At 65.5% G+C, this 20,673-nt stretch carries 16 protein-coding genes; 3 read left to right on the forward strand and 13 right to left on the reverse strand.

The window, feature by feature from the left end:
* Positions 1-17: 17 nt before the first annotated feature.
* From fadD32 to glf, 9 genes are all read right to left on the reverse strand, one after another.
* Positions 18-1,907, reverse strand: coding sequence for a long-chain-fatty-acid--AMP ligase FadD32 (gene fadD32, locus MB901379_RS23285; protein ID WP_158018747.1), 1,890 nt, complete (start codon positions 1,905-1,907; stop codon positions 18-20).
* A 297-nt stretch (positions 1,908-2,204) separates the two neighbouring features.
* On the reverse strand, positions 2,205-3,218 hold the full coding sequence (gene culp6 / locus MB901379_RS23290) for a carboxylesterase Culp6 (RefSeq protein ID WP_158018748.1): 1,014 nt from the start codon (positions 3,216-3,218) through the stop codon (positions 2,205-2,207).
* A gap of 226 nt (positions 3,219-3,444) precedes the next feature.
* Positions 3,445-4,350, reverse strand: a complete 906-nt coding sequence (locus MB901379_RS23295; RefSeq protein WP_158018749.1) for an esterase family protein — start codon at positions 4,348-4,350, stop codon at positions 3,445-3,447.
* A 172-nt stretch (positions 4,351-4,522) separates the two neighbouring features.
* Entirely contained in the window at positions 4,523-5,545 is a 1,023-nt protein-coding gene (ag85A, locus tag MB901379_RS23300; RefSeq protein ID WP_158018750.1) for a diacylglycerol acyltransferase/mycolyltransferase Ag85A, read from the reverse strand.
* Between the two features lie 382 nt (positions 5,546-5,927).
* Positions 5,928-7,805, reverse strand: a complete 1,878-nt coding sequence (gene aftB, locus MB901379_RS23305) for a terminal beta-(1->2)-arabinofuranosyltransferase (protein ID WP_158019402.1) — start codon at positions 7,803-7,805, stop codon at positions 5,928-5,930.
* 88 nt (positions 7,806-7,893) lie between these two features.
* On the reverse strand, positions 7,894-8,802 hold the full coding sequence (locus MB901379_RS23310; protein ID WP_158018751.1) for a decaprenyl-phosphate phosphoribosyltransferase: 909 nt from the start codon (positions 8,800-8,802) through the stop codon (positions 7,894-7,896).
* Positions 8,799-9,374 (reverse strand): phosphatase PAP2 family protein, encoded by a 576-nt coding sequence (locus tag MB901379_RS23315; RefSeq protein WP_158018752.1) that lies wholly within the window; start codon positions 9,372-9,374, stop codon positions 8,799-8,801. Before MB901379_RS23315 ends, MB901379_RS23310 begins: the two co-directional genes overlap by 4 nt.
* Entirely contained in the window at positions 9,367-11,265 is a 1,899-nt protein-coding gene (locus tag MB901379_RS23320; protein WP_158018753.1) for a glycosyltransferase, read from the reverse strand. The genes MB901379_RS23315 and MB901379_RS23320 overlap by 8 nt, the downstream gene beginning before the upstream one ends.
* The gene (gene glf, locus MB901379_RS23325; RefSeq protein ID WP_158018754.1) at positions 11,262-12,470 is read right to left on the reverse strand and encodes a UDP-galactopyranose mutase; all 1,209 of its coding nucleotides are present in this window, start codon (positions 12,468-12,470) and stop codon (positions 11,262-11,264) included. The genes MB901379_RS23320 and glf overlap by 4 nt, the downstream gene beginning before the upstream one ends.
* 290 nt (positions 12,471-12,760) lie before the next feature.
* Here glf and MB901379_RS23330 point away from each other — a divergent pair, with 290 nt between their 5' ends.
* The 3 genes from MB901379_RS23330 to MB901379_RS23340 all read left to right on the forward strand — a co-directional run bounded on the left by MB901379_RS23330 (position 12,761) and on the right by MB901379_RS23340 (position 17,433).
* On the forward strand, positions 12,761-13,750 hold the full coding sequence (locus MB901379_RS23330) for a hypothetical protein (protein WP_158018755.1): 990 nt from the start codon (positions 12,761-12,763) through the stop codon (positions 13,748-13,750).
* Between the two features lie 172 nt (positions 13,751-13,922).
* On the forward strand, positions 13,923-15,563 hold the full coding sequence (locus tag MB901379_RS23335) for an LGFP repeat-containing protein (RefSeq protein ID WP_197717848.1): 1,641 nt from the start codon (positions 13,923-13,925) through the stop codon (positions 15,561-15,563).
* A 274-nt stretch (positions 15,564-15,837) separates the two neighbouring features.
* Positions 15,838-17,433, forward strand: coding sequence for a PE family protein (locus MB901379_RS23340; RefSeq protein ID WP_158018756.1), 1,596 nt, complete (start codon positions 15,838-15,840; stop codon positions 17,431-17,433).
* 21 nt (positions 17,434-17,454) lie between these two features.
* Here the strand turns inward: MB901379_RS23340 and MB901379_RS23345 are convergent, their stop codons facing one another.
* Genes MB901379_RS23345 through MB901379_RS23360 form a run of 4 tightly spaced genes read right to left on the reverse strand, consistent with a single transcriptional unit; the run spans position 17,455 to position 20,638 of the window.
* A complete protein-coding gene (locus MB901379_RS23345) occupies positions 17,455-18,294 on the reverse strand; it encodes an HAD family hydrolase (RefSeq protein WP_158019404.1) in 840 nt (279 codons plus the stop codon).
* Entirely contained in the window at positions 18,291-19,076 is a 786-nt protein-coding gene (locus tag MB901379_RS23350) for a lysophospholipid acyltransferase family protein (protein WP_158018757.1), read from the reverse strand. The genes MB901379_RS23345 and MB901379_RS23350 overlap by 4 nt, the downstream gene beginning before the upstream one ends.
* A 23-nt stretch (positions 19,077-19,099) precedes the next feature.
* Complete coding sequence (locus MB901379_RS23355) at positions 19,100-19,855, reverse strand: lysophospholipid acyltransferase family protein (protein WP_158018758.1); 756 nt, start codon at positions 19,853-19,855, stop codon at positions 19,100-19,102.
* Between the two features lie 3 nt (positions 19,856-19,858).
* Positions 19,859-20,638: a lysophospholipid acyltransferase family protein gene (locus MB901379_RS23360; RefSeq protein ID WP_158018759.1), complete on the reverse strand. Its 780-nt coding sequence runs from the start codon at positions 20,636-20,638 to the stop codon at positions 19,859-19,861.
* Positions 20,639-20,673 lie beyond the last annotated feature (35 nt).

Genomic DNA, 20,673 nt, shown 5'->3' on the forward strand with positions numbered 1-20,673 from the left:
TACCTTTAGCTCTGGTCTTAGGAGTCGGTGGCGAAGACCGTTGGGGAACCCACGCCGCTGCGCAGGCTGCCATCGAGGTAGGCGGCGCGGCAGGCGCGGCGGCCGATCTTTCCACTGGAGGTCCGGGGAATGGTTCCGGCCTGCACCAGCAGCACGTCACGCACGGTGACCCCGTGCCCGACGGCAACCGCGGCCCGGATGTCGTCGGCGATCGGTTGATATTCCAGCTTGTGCGCACCGGCGGCGCGCTCCCCGACGATCACCAGCTGTTCGGACGTGTCCTCCTCGTCGAACTTCAGACCGGTGTGCGGGTCGTCGAACACGTTCTTGGGCAGCTGGTTGGCCGGCACCGAGAAGGCGGCCACGTAGCCCACCCGCAACGCCTTGGTCGCCTCCTGCGCCGTGTACTCGAGGTCCTGCGGGTAGTGGTTGCGGCCGTCGATGATGACCAGGTCCTTGATCCGACCCGCAATATAGAGGTGCCCCTTGAAGTAGGTGCCGTAGTCGCCGGTGCGCACCCACATGCCATCGTCCGGCGCTCCCTCGGCGTGTGACTCGGCGATGCGCGACTTGAGGATGTTCTTGAACGTCTCGGTGGTTTCGTCTTCCTTGCCCCAGTAGCCGATGCCCAAGTTGTTGCCGTGCAGCCAGATCTCGCCGATCTGACCGTCCGGCAGCTCGCTGGCGGTCTCGTTGTCGACGATCACCGCCCATTCGTCAACGCCGATCTTGCCGGCGGAGACCTGGGCGACGGCGTTCGGTGCGTCGGCCGACACCTCGACGAAGCGTTGCTTGTTCAGCTCGTCGCGGTCCACGTGGATGACCGTCGGTGTCTCGTCCATCGGGGTGGTCGAGACGAACAGCGTCGCCTCGGCCAGGCCGTAGGACGGCTTGATGGCGGTCTCCTTCAGGCCATAGGGCGCGAAAGCCTCGTAAAACTTGCGCATCGACGCCGGGCTCACCGGCTCGCTGCCGTTGAGGATCCCCTTGACGTTGCTCAGGTCCAGTGGTGGCTCGTCGTCGCGAGGCAGGCCGCGCACCGCGGCGTGCTCGAACGCAAAGTTCGGTGCGGCGGAGAAAACACCGCCCGTCTCGCCGGGCTTGCGCGCGAGTTCGCGGATCCAGCGACCGGGCCGGCGCACGAACGCGGCCGGCGTCATGAAGGTGAAGCTGTGTCCGAGCACCGGCGACAGCAGTGCCGTGATCAGGCCCATGTCGTGGAAGAACGGCAGCCACATGCAGCCGCGGTCGCCTTCTTGGCCTTCCAGCGCGTTCAACACCTGCAGCACGTTGGTGGGCAAGCTCAGATGCGTGATCTGCACGCCGCTGGGGACGCGGGTCGAGCCGGACGTGTACTGCAAGTAGGCGGTGCTGTCCTCGCTGGCCTCCGGCTCCTCCCAGGTGGAGGCGACCTCGGTGGGCACCGCGTCAACCGCGATGACGCGGGGCCGTTCCTTGGCCGAACGGCTGCGAATGAACTTGCGCACACCCTCGGCGGAGTCACTGGTGGTCAAGATGGTCGACGGGGTGCAGTCGTCAAGCACGGCGTGCAGCCGGCCGACATGGCCCGGCTCGGCCGGGTCGAACAACGGCACCGCGATCCGGCCGGAGTACAGCGCGCCGAAGAAGGAGATGAGGTAGTCCAGGTTCTGGGGGCACAGGATGGCAATGCGGTCACCCGGCTTGGTGACCTGCTGCAGGCGGGCGCCCACGGCGCGATTGCGGGCGCTGAAGTCGGACCACAGAATGTCGCGTTCGACGCCGTCCCGTTCGGTGGAGAAGTCCAAGAACCGGTAGGCCAGCTTGTCGCCACGAACCCTCGCCCATTTTTCGACGTGACGCACCAGGTTGGTGTTGTCCGGGAACCGGATCTTTCCATTCACGATGAACGGGTTGTGGTATGCCATGCCGCCCTCTCCTGTCACAACACTGCTCGGTCGGCTACGCCGACAGGGTTCAATTTCGGTCGGCTTTGCCGACGGCTACATCTGTTACACCTGTGCGCGGACCAGCCCCCGAGCGGCGCACGCGAGCGAAGGCGCACCGCTCGTAGCCAGCTTCGACCCGACGGGGCCATCCACATGCTCTTAAATTTCTCTTAATGTTAAGGGCCCGGGCGCGACAGACCAAATCACAAGGTACCGCTGATCGTGCCCACTATCGGGGCACTCGCGGCTGTGTCCCGCGGCTGACTGGGTGAACCGTCATCCATGCTTGGGGTGCGGCGCCTTATCAATGAGGCCGCGGACCCAGTTCAGGGTCCAATCGGTCGCCGGTTCCCCGTCCGAACTCCAGAAATCCGGCGTGGCATACATCGCATGGACGGGCTGGCCGGCGCCGCCGGCCAGGGTGTTCAGCGTGGTCGGCAGGTTGGCGGGGCTGAACGCCTCTTTCGGGGCCGCGCAGATCAAGTCGCCCTCGGCGCAGATCTCGTTGGTCCGGGCATCGAGCGCACCGAACCCGCCCGGTCGCGGGCCCGTCATCGTCAAGCCCAGCCCGGAGAGCACCGGTACCTCATGCAGGGTGATCTCGGCGCCCTCTCCCGGTGGGCTGGGCGGGATGTCGTTGCCCACTCCCGGCTGGCGGCGACCATCGGCAATCAACGTCACGCCCAGCACCAGGTCGTCGTCGACGGGCCCACGCCCATTGCCGATGTCGCTCGCCACATCTCCGGCGATCACCGCCCCCTGCGAGAACCCGACCACGACGTAGCTCGTCAACGGGCACTTGTTGTTCATGTCCGTCATCGCCTGGACCATCGCGCGGGTGCCTTCCGCGCGGCTGTCGTTGTAGGACATCTGACCGTCGGCGCTCAGCGGATTATGAAACTGCGCGGTGTAGGGCACCGTGAACGTCTGCACCCGCGATTCGGGGAACTGCTGGGCGATGGGGCCGGTCACTTTGAGCAGCAACGCCTTCGGAAACTGCACCGGGTTCAGCGGGTCGTCCTGCGGTGACGATTCCCAGGTGCCGGGAACGGCAATCAACTGCACGTCCGGGCACGACGCGTCCTGGAAGGCCGGTCGCGGCTTGCGTGGATGTGACGTGGTGGGACCCGAAGGCAGAATGCCGGGCGGCACCGCGCTGGGCGGGCTATCGGAGTGGCGCAACAGAATCACCCCGGCCACGATGACCAAAGCCACGACGGCCGCCATCGCGCCGGCCGCCGTCCAGGCAAGGATTCGGTGGCGCCGTCTGCGCCGGGAATTCGAGGCCATGTCTCCTGCTAGAGAGTCGGTACGTGTCAGTGGGTGTGCGGGCGGCGGCGTCGCGCACGCTCACCACCCGAGCCACCCGAACTCACCCGCGCCGTGTAGTGACGCGGTGGTACCGCCCTTAGCTGCACCCCATACACGGTACCGGCTCGCCCCAGCGTCCGATCCCGCCCGCGGCGCCTCAGCATCCGTCGCGCGCGGCCACTACGCCGACCGCACCGTCACCCGGTTACCGAATGGCGCCGACGATATCGCCCGACATCGCGCCCAGTTGCGCCGACCACGAACCCCATCCGTTGTCACCGCCACCGGGAAAATCAAAGTGGCCATTGTGCCCACCGACGTTGCGATATTGCTGGTAGAACGACCGGCTGCTGCCCATCGCCTCGCCGGCCTGACCGATCATCGCGGCCGGATTGCTGGCCCCGGTGTTGGTCGGACTCCAAACCCACACTCGGGTGTTGTTCTGCGCCAGCAAGGCCGCATGCACCCACGGGTCGTGCCACTTCCACCGGCCCAACTGTGGGGCGCCCCACATTCCGTTGCCGTCCACGCCACCGAATTGCTGCAGGCCGGCCAGGATCGCCCCGTTCGACGAGGTACTCGACGGATACAGGAAGCCCGAGAGCGAACCGGCGAAACCGAACCGGTCGGGGTGGAAGGCGGCCAGCGCCATCGCGGCATAGCCGCCCTGCGCCGCACCTACCGCACCATGGCCACCCGGTGCCAAGCCCTTGTTGGCCGCCAGCCAGTCGGGTAGCTCGCGGGACAGGAAGGTGTCCCACTGCTTGCTGCCGTCCTGCTCCCAGTCGGTGTACATGCTGTAGGCGCCACCGGCCGGCGCCACCACCGAAATTCCCTTACCGGCCAGGGTGCCCATCGCATTGCCCGCGGTCACCCAGTTGCTGACCTCGGGGGCAGCGTCGAAAGCATCCAGCAGATACACGGCGTGCGGCCCGCCGCCCAGGAAGGCCACCGGGATGTCACGGCCCATGGCGCCCGACGGCACCATCAGCGTCTCGTACGGGGCCGCGTTGGCCTTACCGAGGGACCCCGCCGCTACCGTGACACCACCCGACGCGATTGACAGCACGGCAATGCAGAGCAGCCGTAGCAGCACCGACAGACCCCTCATGTCCACCTCCATCGTGTATCGCTGCGTGCTCACAGCAAGGCCCGGCCCGCAGGTAGCTAACCACACCGGATACGACGGGATAAAGAGGAGATAACGCCGGAAACGATTGACGGCGGCGACCCCGAAGGGCCGCCGCCGTCAATCGCGTGCTTTGGTGACGCCTAGCTATCGTCTAGGCGCCCTGGGTGGAGCCGGTGTTCGGCGTAGCACCCAGGGTGCGCTGCAGGTCAGGCTTCATAGCGTTGAGCTGCGCGCCCCAGTACTCCCAGCTGTGGGTACCGTTGTCGTCGAAATTCCACACCGCGTTGTGACCACCAGCGGCGTTGTAGGCGGTCTGGAACTTCAAGTTGCTGGTCCGCACGAAGCCCTCTAGGAACTTCGCCGGCAGGTTGTCGCCACCCAGGTCGGACGGCTTGCCGTTACCGCAGTACACCCAGATACGGGTGTTGTTGGCGACCAGCTTGCCGACCTGCAGCGTCGGGTCGTTGCGCGCCCACGCCGGGTCATCCTTGGGTCCCCACATGTCGGAGGCCTTGTAGCCGCCCGCGTCGCCCATGGCCAAGCCGATCAGCGACGGGCCCATCGCCTGCGACGGGTCCAGCAGCGCCGACAGCGAGCCGGCGTAGACGAACTGGTTGGGGTGGTAAGCCGCCAGGATCAACGCCGACGATCCGGCCATCGACAGACCGACTGCGGCGCTACCGGTGGGCTTGACGCTCTTGTTGGCCGACAGGTACTGCGGCAACTCGCTCGTCAGGAAGGTCTCCCACTTGTAGGTGGTGCAGCCCGCCTTACCGCAGGCCGGGTTGTACCAGTCGGAGTAGAAGCTCGACTGCCCACCGACCGGCATGACCACCGAAAGGCCGGACTGGTAGTACCACTCGAACGCCGGGGTGTTGATGTCCCAGCCATTGAAGTCGTCCTGGGCGCGCATACCGTCGAGCAGGTACAGCGCCGGCGAGTTGGCCCCGCCGCTTTGGAACTGGACCTTGATGTCGCGGCCCATCGCCGCCGACGGCACCTGCAGGTACTCCACCGGCAGTCCCGGCCGCGAGAACGCACTCGCGGTCGCCGAGCCGCCAGTGACGTCCAGGACACCGACCAGACCCGACAGCAGGGCCGCACCAACGGCTCCCACCATGAGTCGGCGCGGCATACCCGTCAAGGCGCCACGAAACCTGTCAACAAGCTTCATCCTTAGCTTCCTCACCTCATCATTTTTCTGCGCATCCGGTGGATTGGGCGCATCATCAACTAGGTCGGACTGCGTGCGCTGGACGCCGCAGTGCCCGTGTAGTCAACCACAACTTCGACACGGATCTCTCATCGAGCGGCGCGCCAAAAGCGTTACAGAGGGCCGATTCGGCGTGATTGCTCGTTCCCGCAGGACGGCCTGAAGAGGCGTTTCCGCATGTGCCCGCGGTGCGGTGCCCGCTGGTGAGGACTCAAATGTGATGTTGCTGTCAGTATGCGGCTGGGCGGGGGGCGGTGCCGGCGCGCGCGGCGATGAGATTCGTGAAAATTGGCTGCCGCAGGGCCCGCCTGGGGCACCGAATCCGGCTGAAATTCACCCCAAATCACTCCCGGGGCGGCGCCGGTGGCACGTCGGGCACGTCCAGCCCGCACCTGATCAGCTCGAAGAGCGGAACCCGGTTGATCCGGTACCGGGTGAACTCGAAGGAGTGCAGCACGTTGGAGACAAACCGATGCAAAGTCATCGGCGCCCGTACCGAGTTCAACACCGCCTCGGTGGCGGGGCACCGTAGCGCGGCCTCGGCTTGCGCCACCCATTGCGGATCGAGGTAGGCCGGCACACCGGGATACCACTTCACCCAGGGTCCGTCGGCAATCACCCAGTCCGGGAAGAGGTTCTTGTCGTGACCGATCCGCCCGTGCTTCAGCCGCTCGGTGTGCGCGGCCAGCGGGTTGGCCAGCCCGATCTGGTCCAACACCCTGACGTCTAGCCCGACGTTCATGCCAACCATGCCCAAGTTCGTAAAAAACACCGTGTGCTGCGGCTTTTGGCTGGCGGGGATGCCCGGTGCCGTTCCCGGCCGGATCATCGGCACCAGGTCCCACTGCGTGTAATTGCCAGAGGGCAGCAGCAACGCGCCCTCGGGGGTGTTGTCTATTGCCGTCAGGATGGCCGCCATTCGCGGGTAGTCCAGGTAGTCGGCGGCGGTCACGGGGTGCGCGTGTCCGGTGGCCTGAGCGTAGAAACGGCGCTCGTCGACGATTCCTGAGTAGGTGACGTGAGTGGCATCATCGCCCATCCCCGGCGAGTTCGCCGCCCACACTGACCACCCCGCTACGCCCAGCCACAGCAGGCTGACCGCACCGGCCAGCCAGTACCCGGTCTCCCGCGAGTAGTCCTTGCCGTCGGGTATGACCACGGGGATCACCGCCACCGGAGCCAGCAAACAAAATAGCGGCGCCAGCAGCACTCTGCCGTGCATGAAATCGCCGCCTTGTCGAATCCAGTACAGCGCTTGGAGTAGGCCGCTGACGACCATGAACGCCACCACCGCGGCGGGGCTTTGCACCGCTTTCGCCAGCCGGCCATAGTCCGGCGCCAACACCGGACGCAGGAACGACGGCCGGCGGCGCGCCAGCATCAGCACCAATCCCAACGGCACCAACAGCACCACCGGGATCCATAAGGCGTACGGTCGGTTGAAGTTCGAGAGGTAGATCATGCCTTGTGACCACTTGTCGCCGGCGGCGTCCTTGGCCAGAGCGGTGCCGGGCACCAGCAATGCGTAGTAGCCCATCCGGAAGATCTGGTAGGCGACGGGCAGCAAGCCGCCGGCCACAACGATCAGCGCCCGGCGACGCCAATTGCGGGCGGCGATCATCATCATGATCAGCGCCAGCCCGCCGATCAGCGCCAGTTCCGGGCGGACCAGAACGCTGAATCCTGCGACGAACGCCAGCGCACCGATGAATGCACGGCCGTGCGGGCGAGCCCGCAGCGGTTGGGACCAGCAGACCATCATCCACCACAGCAACCCGAGATATGCCAGGACCAGACCGCTCTCGAGGCCGGACGTGGCGAAGTCACGTGCTGGCGGCACCGCGATGTAGACCAACGCCCCGGCGGGCAACATGATGGCGCGGCGACCGCGCAGGCTCGGTGCGTACAGCCGGCCCGTTCCCAGCATCAGCAGCGCCACGCCCAGCACCGACAGCGTCAAGGCGACGGCCAGCGCCACGTACTCCAGCCGCATTGGCCCACCCACCCAGCTGGCGGCATACAGCAGGAAGGTCCACGCCGTCGAGGTGTTCGCCTCCACCCGCTCGCCCATGTTGAACACCGGCCCATTGCCGGCCAGCAGATTGCGCACCGTGCGCAGCACGATCAGGCCGTCATCGGCGATCCAGCGGCGTTGCCAAGCGCCCCAGCCGAAGAGCGCGGCGACCACCGCCACGCTGATCCACAGGCTGACCCGGACCACCGTGTCGTAAGGAAACAGCGGCCACCTGGCCGGTCGTGGTGCCGGCCGGCGGGCCAGCGCACTGGCCTGCAACACCTTGAGTTTGGAGCTAGCTGAAGGCAACAGCGGCCCCAACTGTTCCTATCCATGCCAGTGCCAGCAGCTGCAGGACGCGGTCCCGCAGCGCAATCTCTTCGGGCTCTCCGGCGAGCCCGCCGTCGACGTCGACCGCGTAACGCAGGATCGCGATGGTGAACGGCACCATCGACACCGCAAACCACGACCCCGAGTAGCGGTCCCGCTCGAACGCCCACAGCCCGTAGCACACCACCACCGCCGTGGCCGATAGCGTCCAGACAAACCGCAGGTAGGTGCTGGTATAGCTTTCCAGCGACTTGCGGATCGCGGCGCCGGTGCGCTCGGCCAGTTGCAGCTCCGCATAGCGCTTACCGGCCACCATGAACAACGACCCGAAAGCCGCCGTCAACAAGAACCACTGCGACAGCGGAATATCGGTGGCCGCGCCGCCGGCGATGGCGCGGATCAGATACGCCGACGACACGATGCAGATGTCGATTACCGCTTGATGCTTGAGGCCGAAGCAGTACCCCAGTTGCATGACCAGGTAGACGGCCATCACCAACGCCAGATTCGGGGTCAGCCACCACGCAATGCCCAGCGAGGCCACAGCCAACACCGCCGACAATGCATAGGCCAGCCATTCGGGCACCACTCCAGCTGCGATCGGGCGAAACCTCTTGGTGGGATGCTCGCGATCGGCCTCAACGTCGCGCACGTCGTTGATCAGGTACACCGCCGAGGCCGCCAGGCTGAACACCGCGAAGGCCACCGAAACCTTGGTCAGCACCTCGAAGTAGTCGTAGCGGACGCCGCGGCCCGCCGCGGCCACCGGCGCCGCCAGCACGAGCACGTTTTTCACCCACTGCCGCGGGCGCATGGCTTTGATCACGCCGGCGACCAGGTTCGTCGGAGGGCCGATCACCACGTCTTCACTCATACCGACATACCTCTTGTCGAGCCCCTCTTATCCAGCCTTTTTGTCCAGCCCGCGTCGAGTCGGGCCGCAGCGGCCGCGACACCGGCACCGAGCACCGCACCGGTGGCAACGTCGCTGGGATAGTGCACGCCGAGCAGGATTCGCGACAGCGCCATCGGGGCCACCAGCGCCGCGGCGCCCATTCCGGTGGGCAGCCCGGACGCCCTGCTCATCAGAATGGCCGCAGCCGTGGTTGAGGTGGCGTGCGCCGACGGGAAGCTCAATTGACTGGGCGTGCCGACGTTGACCTCGACGGCCGGATGATGCGGCCGCTTTCGTCGCACCAGCCGTTTGACCAGTACGGCGGCCGCATGCGCGGCGAAGGCACCCAGCCCGGTGACCACCCATTCGCGGCGCCGCCGCGGCGAGAAGATCGCACCAAGCGCGGCCACCGCCACCCAGCCGATGCTGTGCTCGCCAAAGTGGGAAAGCCCTTGTGCCGTGGCCAGTACCCCCGGGCGGTCGGCCAGCGCCGACTGAACGGCCACTATCGCGGCAACCTCGCCGCGCGGCGGCGCTGCCGGGTCAGGCATGTTCTGACTCTTGGTTCGCGGCCGGGAGCAGCGCCGTTTCCCACTTCTCCTTGCTGGACAGCGCGGGCAACGCCTCGCGGTAGGCCCGCCGCATCTCATCGAACCGGCGCGCGAGCTGGCGTTGACGGCGCAGCGATTGCCAGAGCAACGCGAACATCTTGGCTCGATCGCGCTGCCGGTAGACCACACCACACCCGTCGGCGGTGGTGACGGTAACGCCGTCGACCGTGCACAACCGAAACCAACGCGCGTCCTGGGTCGGCACGTTGAACTCGGGGCGCACATGATGGGCGGTGTCGGCGATCTTGAGGTTGTGCCAGATGCCGCGAGCCAGTCGATAACCGATCGTCACCGGGTTAGTCGGCGGCTTGTTCACGATGTTCTTGTGCCGCGGTGCCGGCAGCTCGCTGGCGGCGGGCAGCACCACCGCATCGGGATAGCCCTTACGGATGCGATGCACTTCCGGCAGCGCCGATTCCAGGATGGAGAAGATGTGCTCCGGCCCAGCTAGGAAGTCGTCAATGGCCTTGTTCTGAATTTCCACCGTCGAATATTCCAGGCAGGCAAGGTGTTTCAGGGTCGCCTTGAGGTGACTGCGGACCAGGCCGGCAATGTCACCGTCCCAGTGCATCGCCGCGACCACCAGCCGGTTGCGCAGATGGAAATAGGCCTGCCAGTCGATGGCATCGTCCTTGTCGCTCCAGGCCATATGCCAGACCGCGGCGCCGGGCAGCGTGACGGTGGGATATCCGTGCTCGGCGGCCCGCAGACCGTAGTCGGCGTCGTCCCATTTGATGAACAACGGCAGTGGCTGTCCCAGTTCCTCGGCGACCTGCCGCGGGATCATGCAGGTCCACCAACCGTTGTAGTCGACATCGATGCGCCGGTGCAGCAGCTTGCTCTTGTCCTCGTTGTCGTTCAACGGGTATTCGGCGAAATCGTGGTCGTATTCGGCGTGCGACGCCGCGGTCCACATGAAGTTCGCCCGGTTCACCACTTCGCCCATGATGTGCAGGTGCGAGGGCTCCTGCAGGTTGAGCATCTGCCCACCCACCAGCATCGGCGCCTTGGCGAAGCGATGCATCGCCAGCACCCGCAGGATCGAGTCCGGTTCGATGCGGATGTCGTCGTCCATGAACAGGATCTGCTGGCAGTCGGTGTTTTTCAACGCCTCATACATCACCCGGCTGTAACCTCCGGACCCGCCCAGGTTGGGCTGGTCATGGATAGAGAGCCGGACACCTAATCGCGCGGCCGCGTCCGGGAAGTCCGGATGGTCCCGCACTTTGCGGGTGCCTTGGTCAGGCACGATCACCGCGCCGACCACCTCATCGACTCGCGGGTCCGCGGTGAGTTCGCGCAACGCGTTGACACAGTCCCCGGGGCGATTGAAGGTCGGGATACCCACGGCGATGTTGGCCGTGCCCGGAGCGGGGATGGTCGCATACCAACCGCCGCTGAGCAGGGTGACCGCGGTGTCGGTGGTGATGTCGAACCAGATCCACCCGCCGTCCTCGAACGGCTGCAGTGCCACCTCGATTTCCAGCACCGCCGGATTGTCTTCGGCACCGGCGAAGGCGCGACCCTCGACGAAGATGCGCGCTCCGGTGGCCTTGGTTCGATAGACGTCGACGCGTCCGGCCCCGGCCAGTTCGACGCGCAACACCACGGATGTGCAGATCGACCAGCGTCGCCAATAGCTGGCCGGGAACGCATTGAAGTAGGTGGCGAACGACACTTCGGACTCCGGGCCCACCTGCAGCGAGGTGCGGCTGGTCGCGTGGGCGCGTTTGGCGTTGGTGGTCGATTCCTCCAGATACAGCTTGCGCACGTCGAGGGGCTCGCCTGGACGCGGCAGGATAATTCGGGACAGCAGGCTCACAGCACTCATGAGCGGGCACTCTCCTCTGCCGGCGGTTCGGCCAGCGGTCTACCGTCGCGCAGGTGTGGCGCGAGGACGTTTTCGTACATGTTCAGGGCGCTGGCAATGGCCATGTGCATATCCAGATATTGATAGGTGCCCAAGCGCCCGCCGAAAAGTACCTTCGATGACGCGGTCTCGGACTTCGCCCTGGCCCGATAGGCGGCCAACAGGGCGCGGTCGGCCTCGGTGTTGATCGGATAGTAGGGCTCGTCGTCATCCTCGGCGAACCGGGAGTACTCCCGCATGATCACCGTCTTGTCCGTGGGATAGTCGCGCTCGGGGTGAAAGTGCCGGAACTCGTGGATGCGGGTGTAGGGGACGTCGAGATCGTTGTAGTTCATCACCGGTGTGCCCTGAAAGTCACCGGTCGGCAGAACTTCTACCTCAAAGTCAAGGGTGCGCCAACCCAGCCGACCGTCGACGTAGTCGAAATAGCGGTCCAGCGGCCCGGTGTACACCACCGGGGCGTCTGGATTGGCCGCGCGCAGTTCGTCGCGCACGTCGAACCAGTCGGTGTCCAGCCGGACCTCGATGCGGTCGTCGGCGGCCATCTTGGTCAGCCAGGCGGTGTAGCCATCGACCGGCAAACCTTCATAGGCGTCGTTGAAGTACCGGTTGTCAAACGTGTAGCGCACCGGAAGGCGACTGATGACCGAAGCCGGCAACTTGACGGGGTCGGTCTGCCACTGCTTGGCGGTGTAACCCTTGACGAACGCCTCGTAGAGCGGTCGGCCGATCAGCGAGATCGCCTTCTCTTCAAGGTTCTGCGCGTCGCCGGTATCGATCTCAGCGGCTTGTTCGGTGATCAGCTGGCGAGCTTGATCGGGAGTGAAATACTTGCCGAAGAACTGCGAGACCAGGCCAAGACCCATCGGGAACTGGTAGGCCTGTCCGCGGTACATGGCGAACACCCGGTGCTGGTAGTCGGTGAATTCGGTGAACTGCCGCACGTAGTCCCACACCTTCTTATTGGAGGTGTGAAACAGATGCGCACCGTATTTGTGGACTTCGATCCCGGTCTGCGGCTCGGGTTCGGAATACGCATTGCCGCCGACATGCGGGCGCCGCTCGACTACCAGGACGCGCTTGTCGAGTTGGCTAGCCACGCGCTCGGCAATCGTCAGGCCGAAAAATCCGGAGCCGACGACAAAGAGGTCGAAACGTGCGGTCATCGGTTGCCTAGGGTATCCGACCTTGCTAGCAAAACCCGATTTGGCGGCGCCCAGCAGCCGCGCAGCAACAGGGTTACCTCGAGTTTCGGCCACGCGGGCGACAGCGGCGAGGGCCGTTGTTCGAATGTCGCACCTTTGGTAGCGATTGCCTCACGATTCGATATAACCACGCTAGTCACACAAGCCTCACTCGTACCATCGAGCGTGTGGGTTTATTGCCGTCGACGACGGACGCAACGAACCGACGCAACGCGCAGTCCTTTTGAGTAGTCCAGATTGAGGAGACTTCCGTGCCGAATCGACGCCGACGCAAGCTCTCTACAGCCATGAGCGCGGTCGCCGCCCTGGCAGTTGCGAGTCCATGTGCATACTTTCTTGTCTACGAATCGACCGAAGACGCCAAACCGACCGAGCACCACGACTTTGTGCGTGCGGCCAGTGTGGCCGACCTGCCCACCGAGCTGATGACGGCCCTATCGCAGGGATTGTCGTCCTTTGGGATCAACCTGCCGCCGGTGCCGAGCCTGACCGGCAGTGGCGCCACGGGCATGACCAGCCCGGGACTGACCGGTCCGGGACTCTATGACCCCGGCCTCGCCGGTCCGGGTCTGACCAGTCCGGGTCTGACCAGTCCGGGTCTGACCAGTCCGGGTCTGACCAGTCCGGGCCTGACCAGTCCGGGCCTGACCAGTCCGGGCCTGACTACACCCGGACTGACACCCTCGACGCCAGGATCGCTGGCCCTGCCTGGCACCACAATCTCGCCGACGCCGGGAGCCGGAGTCAACCCGGCACTGACCAGCCCGACCGGGCTGGCGCCGGGCCTGACCAGTCCGACGGGCCTGGATCCCGCACTCGGGGGCGCCAACGAGATTCCCATCACGACCCCGGCCGCACTGGACCCGGGAGCCGACGGCACCTATCCGATTCTGGGTGATCCGACCCTTGGCTACGGGCCCGCGACCAGCCCGATCGGCTCCGGCGCCGGCACCGGCCTGGGGAGCACCGGCGGTGGGGGCGGACTCCTCAACGACGTGATGCAGGCCGCGAATCAGTTGGGCGCCGGCCAGGCGATCGACTTGCTCAAGGGCGTGCTGATGCCCTCGATCATGCAAGCCGTGCAGAGCGGCGGCGCGGCCGCACCGGCAGCCGCCACCCCCGAGTTGCCTGCGGTGCCCGCGGTGCCCGCGGTACCGGCCGCACCGGCGGCGGCGGCCCCAGTGGCTGCCGCACCGGCGGCCGCCGCACCGGCCGCCGCGGCAGCGGTGCCGCCGGTCTAAGGCACCCGGCGGCCCAAGGACCTGTCACCCGACGGCACCGCAGAGATGCGCTGGACTCGAATCCCCGAAACCCCGCCCAGCCAATCAACCTCTGCGGTGTCGTCGACAAGTTTTCCTGGCAAATACCGTGTCGCCTCATCAGAAACATTAGACACACAAGTAACATCGGCTGGTGCCGTCCCGCAGCCGCGCACCGACGATGTTGCTCACCGCTATCGCGGCGACGGTGGTCATCGTCTCGTGGGTGCTGACCCGTCCTCCCAACAGCACCCATGAGCGACCGCCGGCTCAGGACACCCGCCTCGTCGAGCAGCCGCTGGTCGGCCTGGGCGGGGGCGTCACGGTGCGCGAACTCAGCCAGGACACACCATTTTCCCTGGTCGCGCTGACCGGCGACCTCGCCGGCACCTCGACGCGGGTGCGCGCCAAACGTCCCGACGGATCGTGGGGCCCTTGGTATCAGACCGAGTATGAGACCGCCGCACCCGACCAGGACATGCCAAACCCGACCGGACCCGCCGAGCAGCCGCGCAGCACCGTCCCAACGTTTGTCGGCAGCACCACCACGATCCAGATCGCGGTCACCCGCCCGATCGATGCGCCGCTGACCCAGCCACCGCCTGCGGCCCAGTCCGACCCCGCCGACCTCGGGTACCGCCCGGCCACCAAGGAACAACCATTCGGGCAGAACATCTCGGCGATCCTGATCTCGCCGCCGCAGGCACCCGCCGGAACACATTGGACACCGCCGACGGGGGTCACCATGCCCGGCCAGGCACCGCCCATCATTAGCCGTGCGGAGTGGGGAGCCGACGAGTCACTGCGCTGCGAAAGCCCCCAATACGACCGGGCCGTCCGCGCCGCGGTGATCCACCACACCGCCGGCAGCAATGACTACTCTCCGCTGGAATCAGCAGGAATTGTCAAGGCGATCTACACCTATCACAGCAAGACATTGGGTTGGTGCGACATCGCATACAACGCTCTGGTTGACAAGTACGGCCAGGTGTTCGAGGGCGGCGCCGGCGGGCTCACCAAACCGGTGGAAGGGTTTCACACCGGCGGTTTCAACCGCGACACATGGGGCGTGGCGATGATCGGCAATTTCGATGACGTCGCGCCCACCCCGATCCAGATCCGGACCGTCGGCCGCCTGCTCGGCTGGCGACTAGGCCTAGCCGATGTAGACCCAAGGGGCATGGTGGAACTCGAGTCGACGGGCAGTTCATACACCACCTATCCGGGTGGCGCAATTGCGAAACTGCCGGCCATCTTCACCCACCGCGATGTGGGCAACACCGACTGCCCCGGCAACGCCGCCTACGCCTTGATGGACGAAATTCGAGACATTGCAGCGCATTTCAATGATCCCCCAGAGGAGCTGCTTAAGTCACTGGAAGGTGGCGCAATCTACGAGCGTTGGCTAGCGCTGGGCGGGATGAACAGCGTGCTGGGCGCACCAACCTCGCCCGAGGCCGAAGCCGCTGGCACAGCACGCTATTCAACCTTCGCCAAAGGTGCCATGTACTGGTCTTCCGACACCGGCGCCCAGCCCGTCACCGGCGCGATCTACGACGCGTGGGCCGCGCTGAGCTATGAACGCGGCCCGCTTGGGCTGCCGACCAGCGCGGAAATCCAAGAGCCCCTGCGGATCACCCAGAATTTCCAGCATGGTGTGCTCAACTTTGAACGGCTCACCGGCAACATAACCGAAGTCGTCGATGGAATCACAACTCCATTGGCGACCAAACCCCCGAGCGGCCCCATGATTCCGCCCGAACACTTCTCGCTGCCGAAACACCCGATCCCCTGAGCAACCGAGGTCAGGCGAATTGGCCTGGGCCGGTGAAGGACTCGTCTCTGGCCGCCATACGGTTGGCGAAATGGTCGGCCTTTCGCGCGGCGGTTCGGCCCACACGGTGGAAATCCATGGCTTGACGTCTGTGCACTATTCACAGCAACCTGTGCACTGTTCACAGTCCACAGTTCGCGGCGTCGAATCTTCGGCGCAATCGGGCCGCGTAACACTACGCTCCATTCCCATTGCTGATCGCGAGGTCTCGGGATCTGCACGGAAAGGAACCAACGTGTCATTTGTGGTCACGGCGCCGGAGATGGTCACGGCTGCCGCCGGGAACCTGGCGCAAATCGGCTCGACGATCGAGAACGCGGTCGCAGCGGCAGTGGGCCCCACGACCCAAGTCGCAACGGCCGCCGCGGACGAAGTTTCGATTGCAATCTCGCAGCTGTTCGGCACGTTCGGGCAGGAGTTTCAAGCCATCAGTTCCCAGGCGGCGGCATTTCATGCCGACTTTGTGGACCTGTTGAATGGCGGGGCGACGGCATACCTCAACGCCGAGATCGCCAACGCCGAACAGAATCTGGCGTCCGGGCCGGCCAGCGGGCTGATGTCCGGTCAGATCGGGGCAGAGATTCAAGCCGCCTCCGGGGCCATTGCGGGCGCACCGGCATTGCGACGATTCGGGGCGGCGCTGGTAAGCGGGTTGTCAGCGTCCAGCGCGGCCGCCGCTCCGCTTCCCGGCGGCGCATACCAACAGCTCTTTGCCAACACTGCCGCGAACCTGCAATCGCTCGGCAGTGCCTGGGCGGCACGCCCGTTCCCGCTGCTCAGCCAGATCATCGCCAACCAGCAAGTCTACGGTCAGCAACTGGCAGTGGCGCTGGCCAATGCCATTGCGAATTTCCCTGCCGCGCTGGCGAATTTGCCGGCCACCATTCAAGCCGCCATCCAGCAACTCTTGAACTTCGATGTGGCGTATTACTTGCAGCAGTTCATCGCCACACAGCTCGGCTTCGCCCAGACGGCCGGTTCCGAGCTCAGCGCGGCGATTAACGAGGTCATGGCCGGGTTACCCGCCTATTCGTCGGGACTCGAGCTCGCCTTCCACACGCTGCTAGCCGGCGATTTCAGCGGCGCAGCAGTCGAGTTGGCGAAGGCCCACGCGAATCTTCTCGTCACAGGGGTCGATACCAGCAACGTGGTGTTTGACATACCCAATCTCCGCGTGACCGAGAACGTCAAGCTGCTTGGCCCGCTGGGACACCTCTTCACGCTCGCCGGGATCCCGGGCCAAGAGGCGCAGTACTTGACCAACCAGCTGCCTGCCGGATCGATCCCGCGACAGATGTCGCAGAACTTCGCCAACATGATCAAAACGCTGACCGACCCCACCATCTCGGCGACCGCCACGTTACGGGTGTCGCCTCTGGGCGTTGACGTCAGCGCGCTGTTCGGCACACCGTTGGTGCTCACCTACGCGGCGGCGGGTGCGCCGGTCTCCGCCATGTACGCAGCGGCAAGCAGCGCGACGGCGATTCAACAGGCCTTGGCGACCGGGAACGGATTCGCAGCGCTCGGCAGCCTCGTCGATGCACCGGCCGTCATCGCCAACGGCTTCCTCAACAACCACTCCGTCCTGGATCTGACGGTGCCGGTCCCACTTCCCCAGCCATTCACCCAGACCCTAGCGGTCGTGTTGCACATGCCCATCGACGGGATTCTCGTTCCTCCCCATGCCGTTACGGCAACGGTAGATCTGCGGTCGATCGGCGGCGGCACCATTGACGTACCCATCGGCGGCACACCGTTCTCCGGAATGGTGCCGCTGGTGATCAACTACGTGCCCCAGCAGCTCGCCAGCGCGATCACCCCGGCGGCGTAGCCGGCGTCATCGGCGGCCAGGTCAACGCCACCAGCGCTCCAACACTCTGGCGACGCCGTCCTCGGTGTTGGGCGCGGTGACTTCGTTAGCGGCGGCGACGGCTTCGGGATGAGCATTACCCATCGCCACGCCCATCCCGGCGTGCAGCAGCATCGGCACGTCGTTGGGCATGTCGCCGAAAGCCAGCACCGCAGCCTCACCGATTCCTAACGGCCGGGTGATCTCTTCCACGCCGGTGGCCTTGCTCACGCCCAACGGGACGATCTCCACCAGCCCGTTGTTGGTCGAATAAGTGATATCACCCTCAATGCCAACATGTTTGGCTAGTTTCGCCGCCATCTCCGCGCTGGCGGCGCCGGCCTTACGGATTAGCAGTTTGATCGCCGGCGTGCTGAGCAGATCTTCGATCGACACCTCGGTGTTGTCCGGGTTGAGCCAGGCGTGCTCATAGCCTGGTGAACTGACGAACTGCGGGGTCGCCGTGTCGTGAGCGCTCTCGCCGATCCGCTCGACGGCAAGCCCCGCGCCAGGGATGACGCGCTTGGCAACCTCTGCCAACGTGGACAGCGCGTCAACGGACAGGGTTCGAGCCGATACCACCCGGTCGGTCGCGGGATCGTAGACGACGGCGCCGTTGGCGCACACGGCCATCGGCGCGAAGCCGAGCGCATCGACAACGGGCCGCACCCAACGCGGTGGGCGGCCGGTCGCCAGGATGAACGTCGCGCCGCCGGCGACCGCGGCACGCACCGCATCGCGGGTGCGGGGGGTGACGGTTTCGTCGTCATCTAACAGTGTGCCGTCGACGTCGCAGGCGATCAGCGCCGGCCGGCTGACCGGCCAGCTGGCGGGCGTGGTCAGTGCTGCCTGCCTTTGCTTGAGCCCTGGGACGTCACGCCGTCGTGACCGCGCTTGCGCGCTCGTTCGGCCAGTTCGGCTATCCGAAATTGCTTCGACTCCTCCGGGGTCGGCGCGGAGCCTCCGAGCCGACGCGGAACCCAGTACTCCCCCTTGGGGTGGGGATAGGCCTCCTGGACCCGATAGAGCATCGATTCCATCGCTTGGCGCAACGTGTCGTTGAGCTTGCCCGCATCCTCGCCGGGCTGCAGCGGCGGCCCAACGGCGACGGTGATGGGAACCTTGTTACGAAACAGGTTCTTGGGACGGTCCTTGGGCCAAATCCGGTGTGCGCCCCAGACGATCATGGGAACTATCGGCACCTGCGCTTCTATCGCCATCCGCGCCGCTCCCGTCTTGAATTCCCTGAGCTCCAAGCTGCGGCTGATGGTCGCCTCCGGGTGTAACCCGATTATTTCGCCCTCGCGCAGGCGCTGCACGGCCACCGCGTACGCGTTGGCCCCCTCCGAGCGGTCCACCGGGATTAACTGCGCGTGCTTGATCACGTAATTGACCGCTTTCACTTCCTGCATCTCGGCCTTGATCATGAAACGCAGCCGCCGCCTACGCTCTTTGGCGGCGATCGAGGCGGGAATCCAGTCCACATAGCTGGTGTGGTTGAGGGCGATCAACGCGCCGCCGCTGTCAGGAATGTTCTCCAGGCCGTGGTAGGTGATCCTGTTTCCGTTCGCCGCGACGATTGATGGAACAAGAAATTCCATCATGCGGAAGAATGGCTCTGCCATTTGTCAAACCTCTCCTTCCCCCGCTACCGCGACCGATGCGGTGTACGGCTGGCGGCCCTGGCAGCCGCCTCATCTGCGTCCATCTGCGCCGCTTCGGCAAGCGTCGGCGCTCCGCCGCCCAGCCGCCGCGGCACCCAATACTCGCCAGCCGGCTGCGGATAGCCCTGCTGTACCTGGTGCAGCAGGTTGGTCATCGCCGCGCGCAGGGCGTCCTCTGTCTGCTCGAGGTCACCAGCGGCCTGCAACGGCGGGCCCACCTGCACAGTGATCGGCACCTTGGCGCGTCCTATGCGCTTCGGATGGTCTTTGGTCCAGATCCGCTGAGCACCCCAAACAATAACGGGGACAATCGGCACGTCTGCCTCCAGCGCCATCCGGGCGGCGCCCGTCTTGAACTCCTTGAGCTCGAAACTGCGGCTGATTGTAGCCTCTGGATAGACACCGACCAGCTCCCCCTCGCGTAGCCGCCGCACCGCTGCGGCGTATGCGCCGGCGCCGGCGCCGCGATCGACCGGGATGGTTTTGGTGCGCTTGATCAAAAAATTGATCACCTTCACCCGCTGCATCTCGGCCTTGATCATGAACCTCATCCGACGGTGCCGGCGATTCATGGCCAGTGCGGCAGGCAGCCAGTCGACATAGCTGGTGTGGTTGATCGAGATCACCGCACCACCCCGGTCCGGCACGTTCTCCGCACCGACATAGCTGACCCGGGTTCCGGTGGCTAGTACCAGCGACTTAGCCAGGATCTCCAAGATGCGGTACGTCGGTTCCGCCATCGGTCACTGCTCCGACGCTCCGGCGGGGTGCGCACGTTGAGCCCGTCGGGCCGCCTTCTCCGCCGCGTCCTGCGCGTCCATGCGGGCCGCCTCAGCCAGCGATGGCGCCCCGCCACCCAGCCTGTGCGGCACCCAGAATTCGCCAGCGGGATGCGGTCCGTAGTGCTCCTGCGCCCGTTCCAGCAAGTGCTGCATCCGCGAATGCAGCAGATTGTTCAGCTCCGGCGTGGGCAGCGTCGGCTCGATCGGCTCGCCGACCACCACCGTGATCGGGACCTTCGGACGGAACAGCTTCTTTGGGTAACCCTTTGTCCAGATCCGCTGCGCACCCCAGACGATGTGCGGAACGATCGGCACCCCGGCCTCGACCGCCATCCGCGCGGCGCCCGTCTTGAATTGCTTGATCTCGAAACTGCGACTGATCGTGGCTTCGGGATACACGCCCACCAGCTCACCGGCTTTCAGCCGGCGCACTGCCTCGTCGTAGGACGCGGCCCCGTCTTGGCGGTCCACCGGGATGTGCCGCAGCCTGCGCATGATCGGGCCGGTGACCCTATGGGCGAACACCTCCTCCTTGGCCATGAACCGCACCTTGCGCCCCCGGCCCTGCAGGTAGGCCGGCAAACCGGCGAAGGTGAAGTCGAGGTATCCGGTGTGGTTGATCGCAACGACCGCACCCCCAGTGGTCGGTATGTTTTCCACACCCATGACGGTGATCCGGAGCCCCTGAATGCGCCAGGTCAACCGGGCAAGCTGAATGACAGTCCCGTATACCGGTTCCACAGCTATCCAGCCTAGTGCTCCGGGTCGCCATCCAC

It is taken from the genome of Mycobacterium basiliense (assembly GCF_900292015.1).
Taxonomy (GTDB): domain Bacteria; phylum Actinomycetota; class Actinomycetes; order Mycobacteriales; family Mycobacteriaceae; genus Mycobacterium; species Mycobacterium basiliense.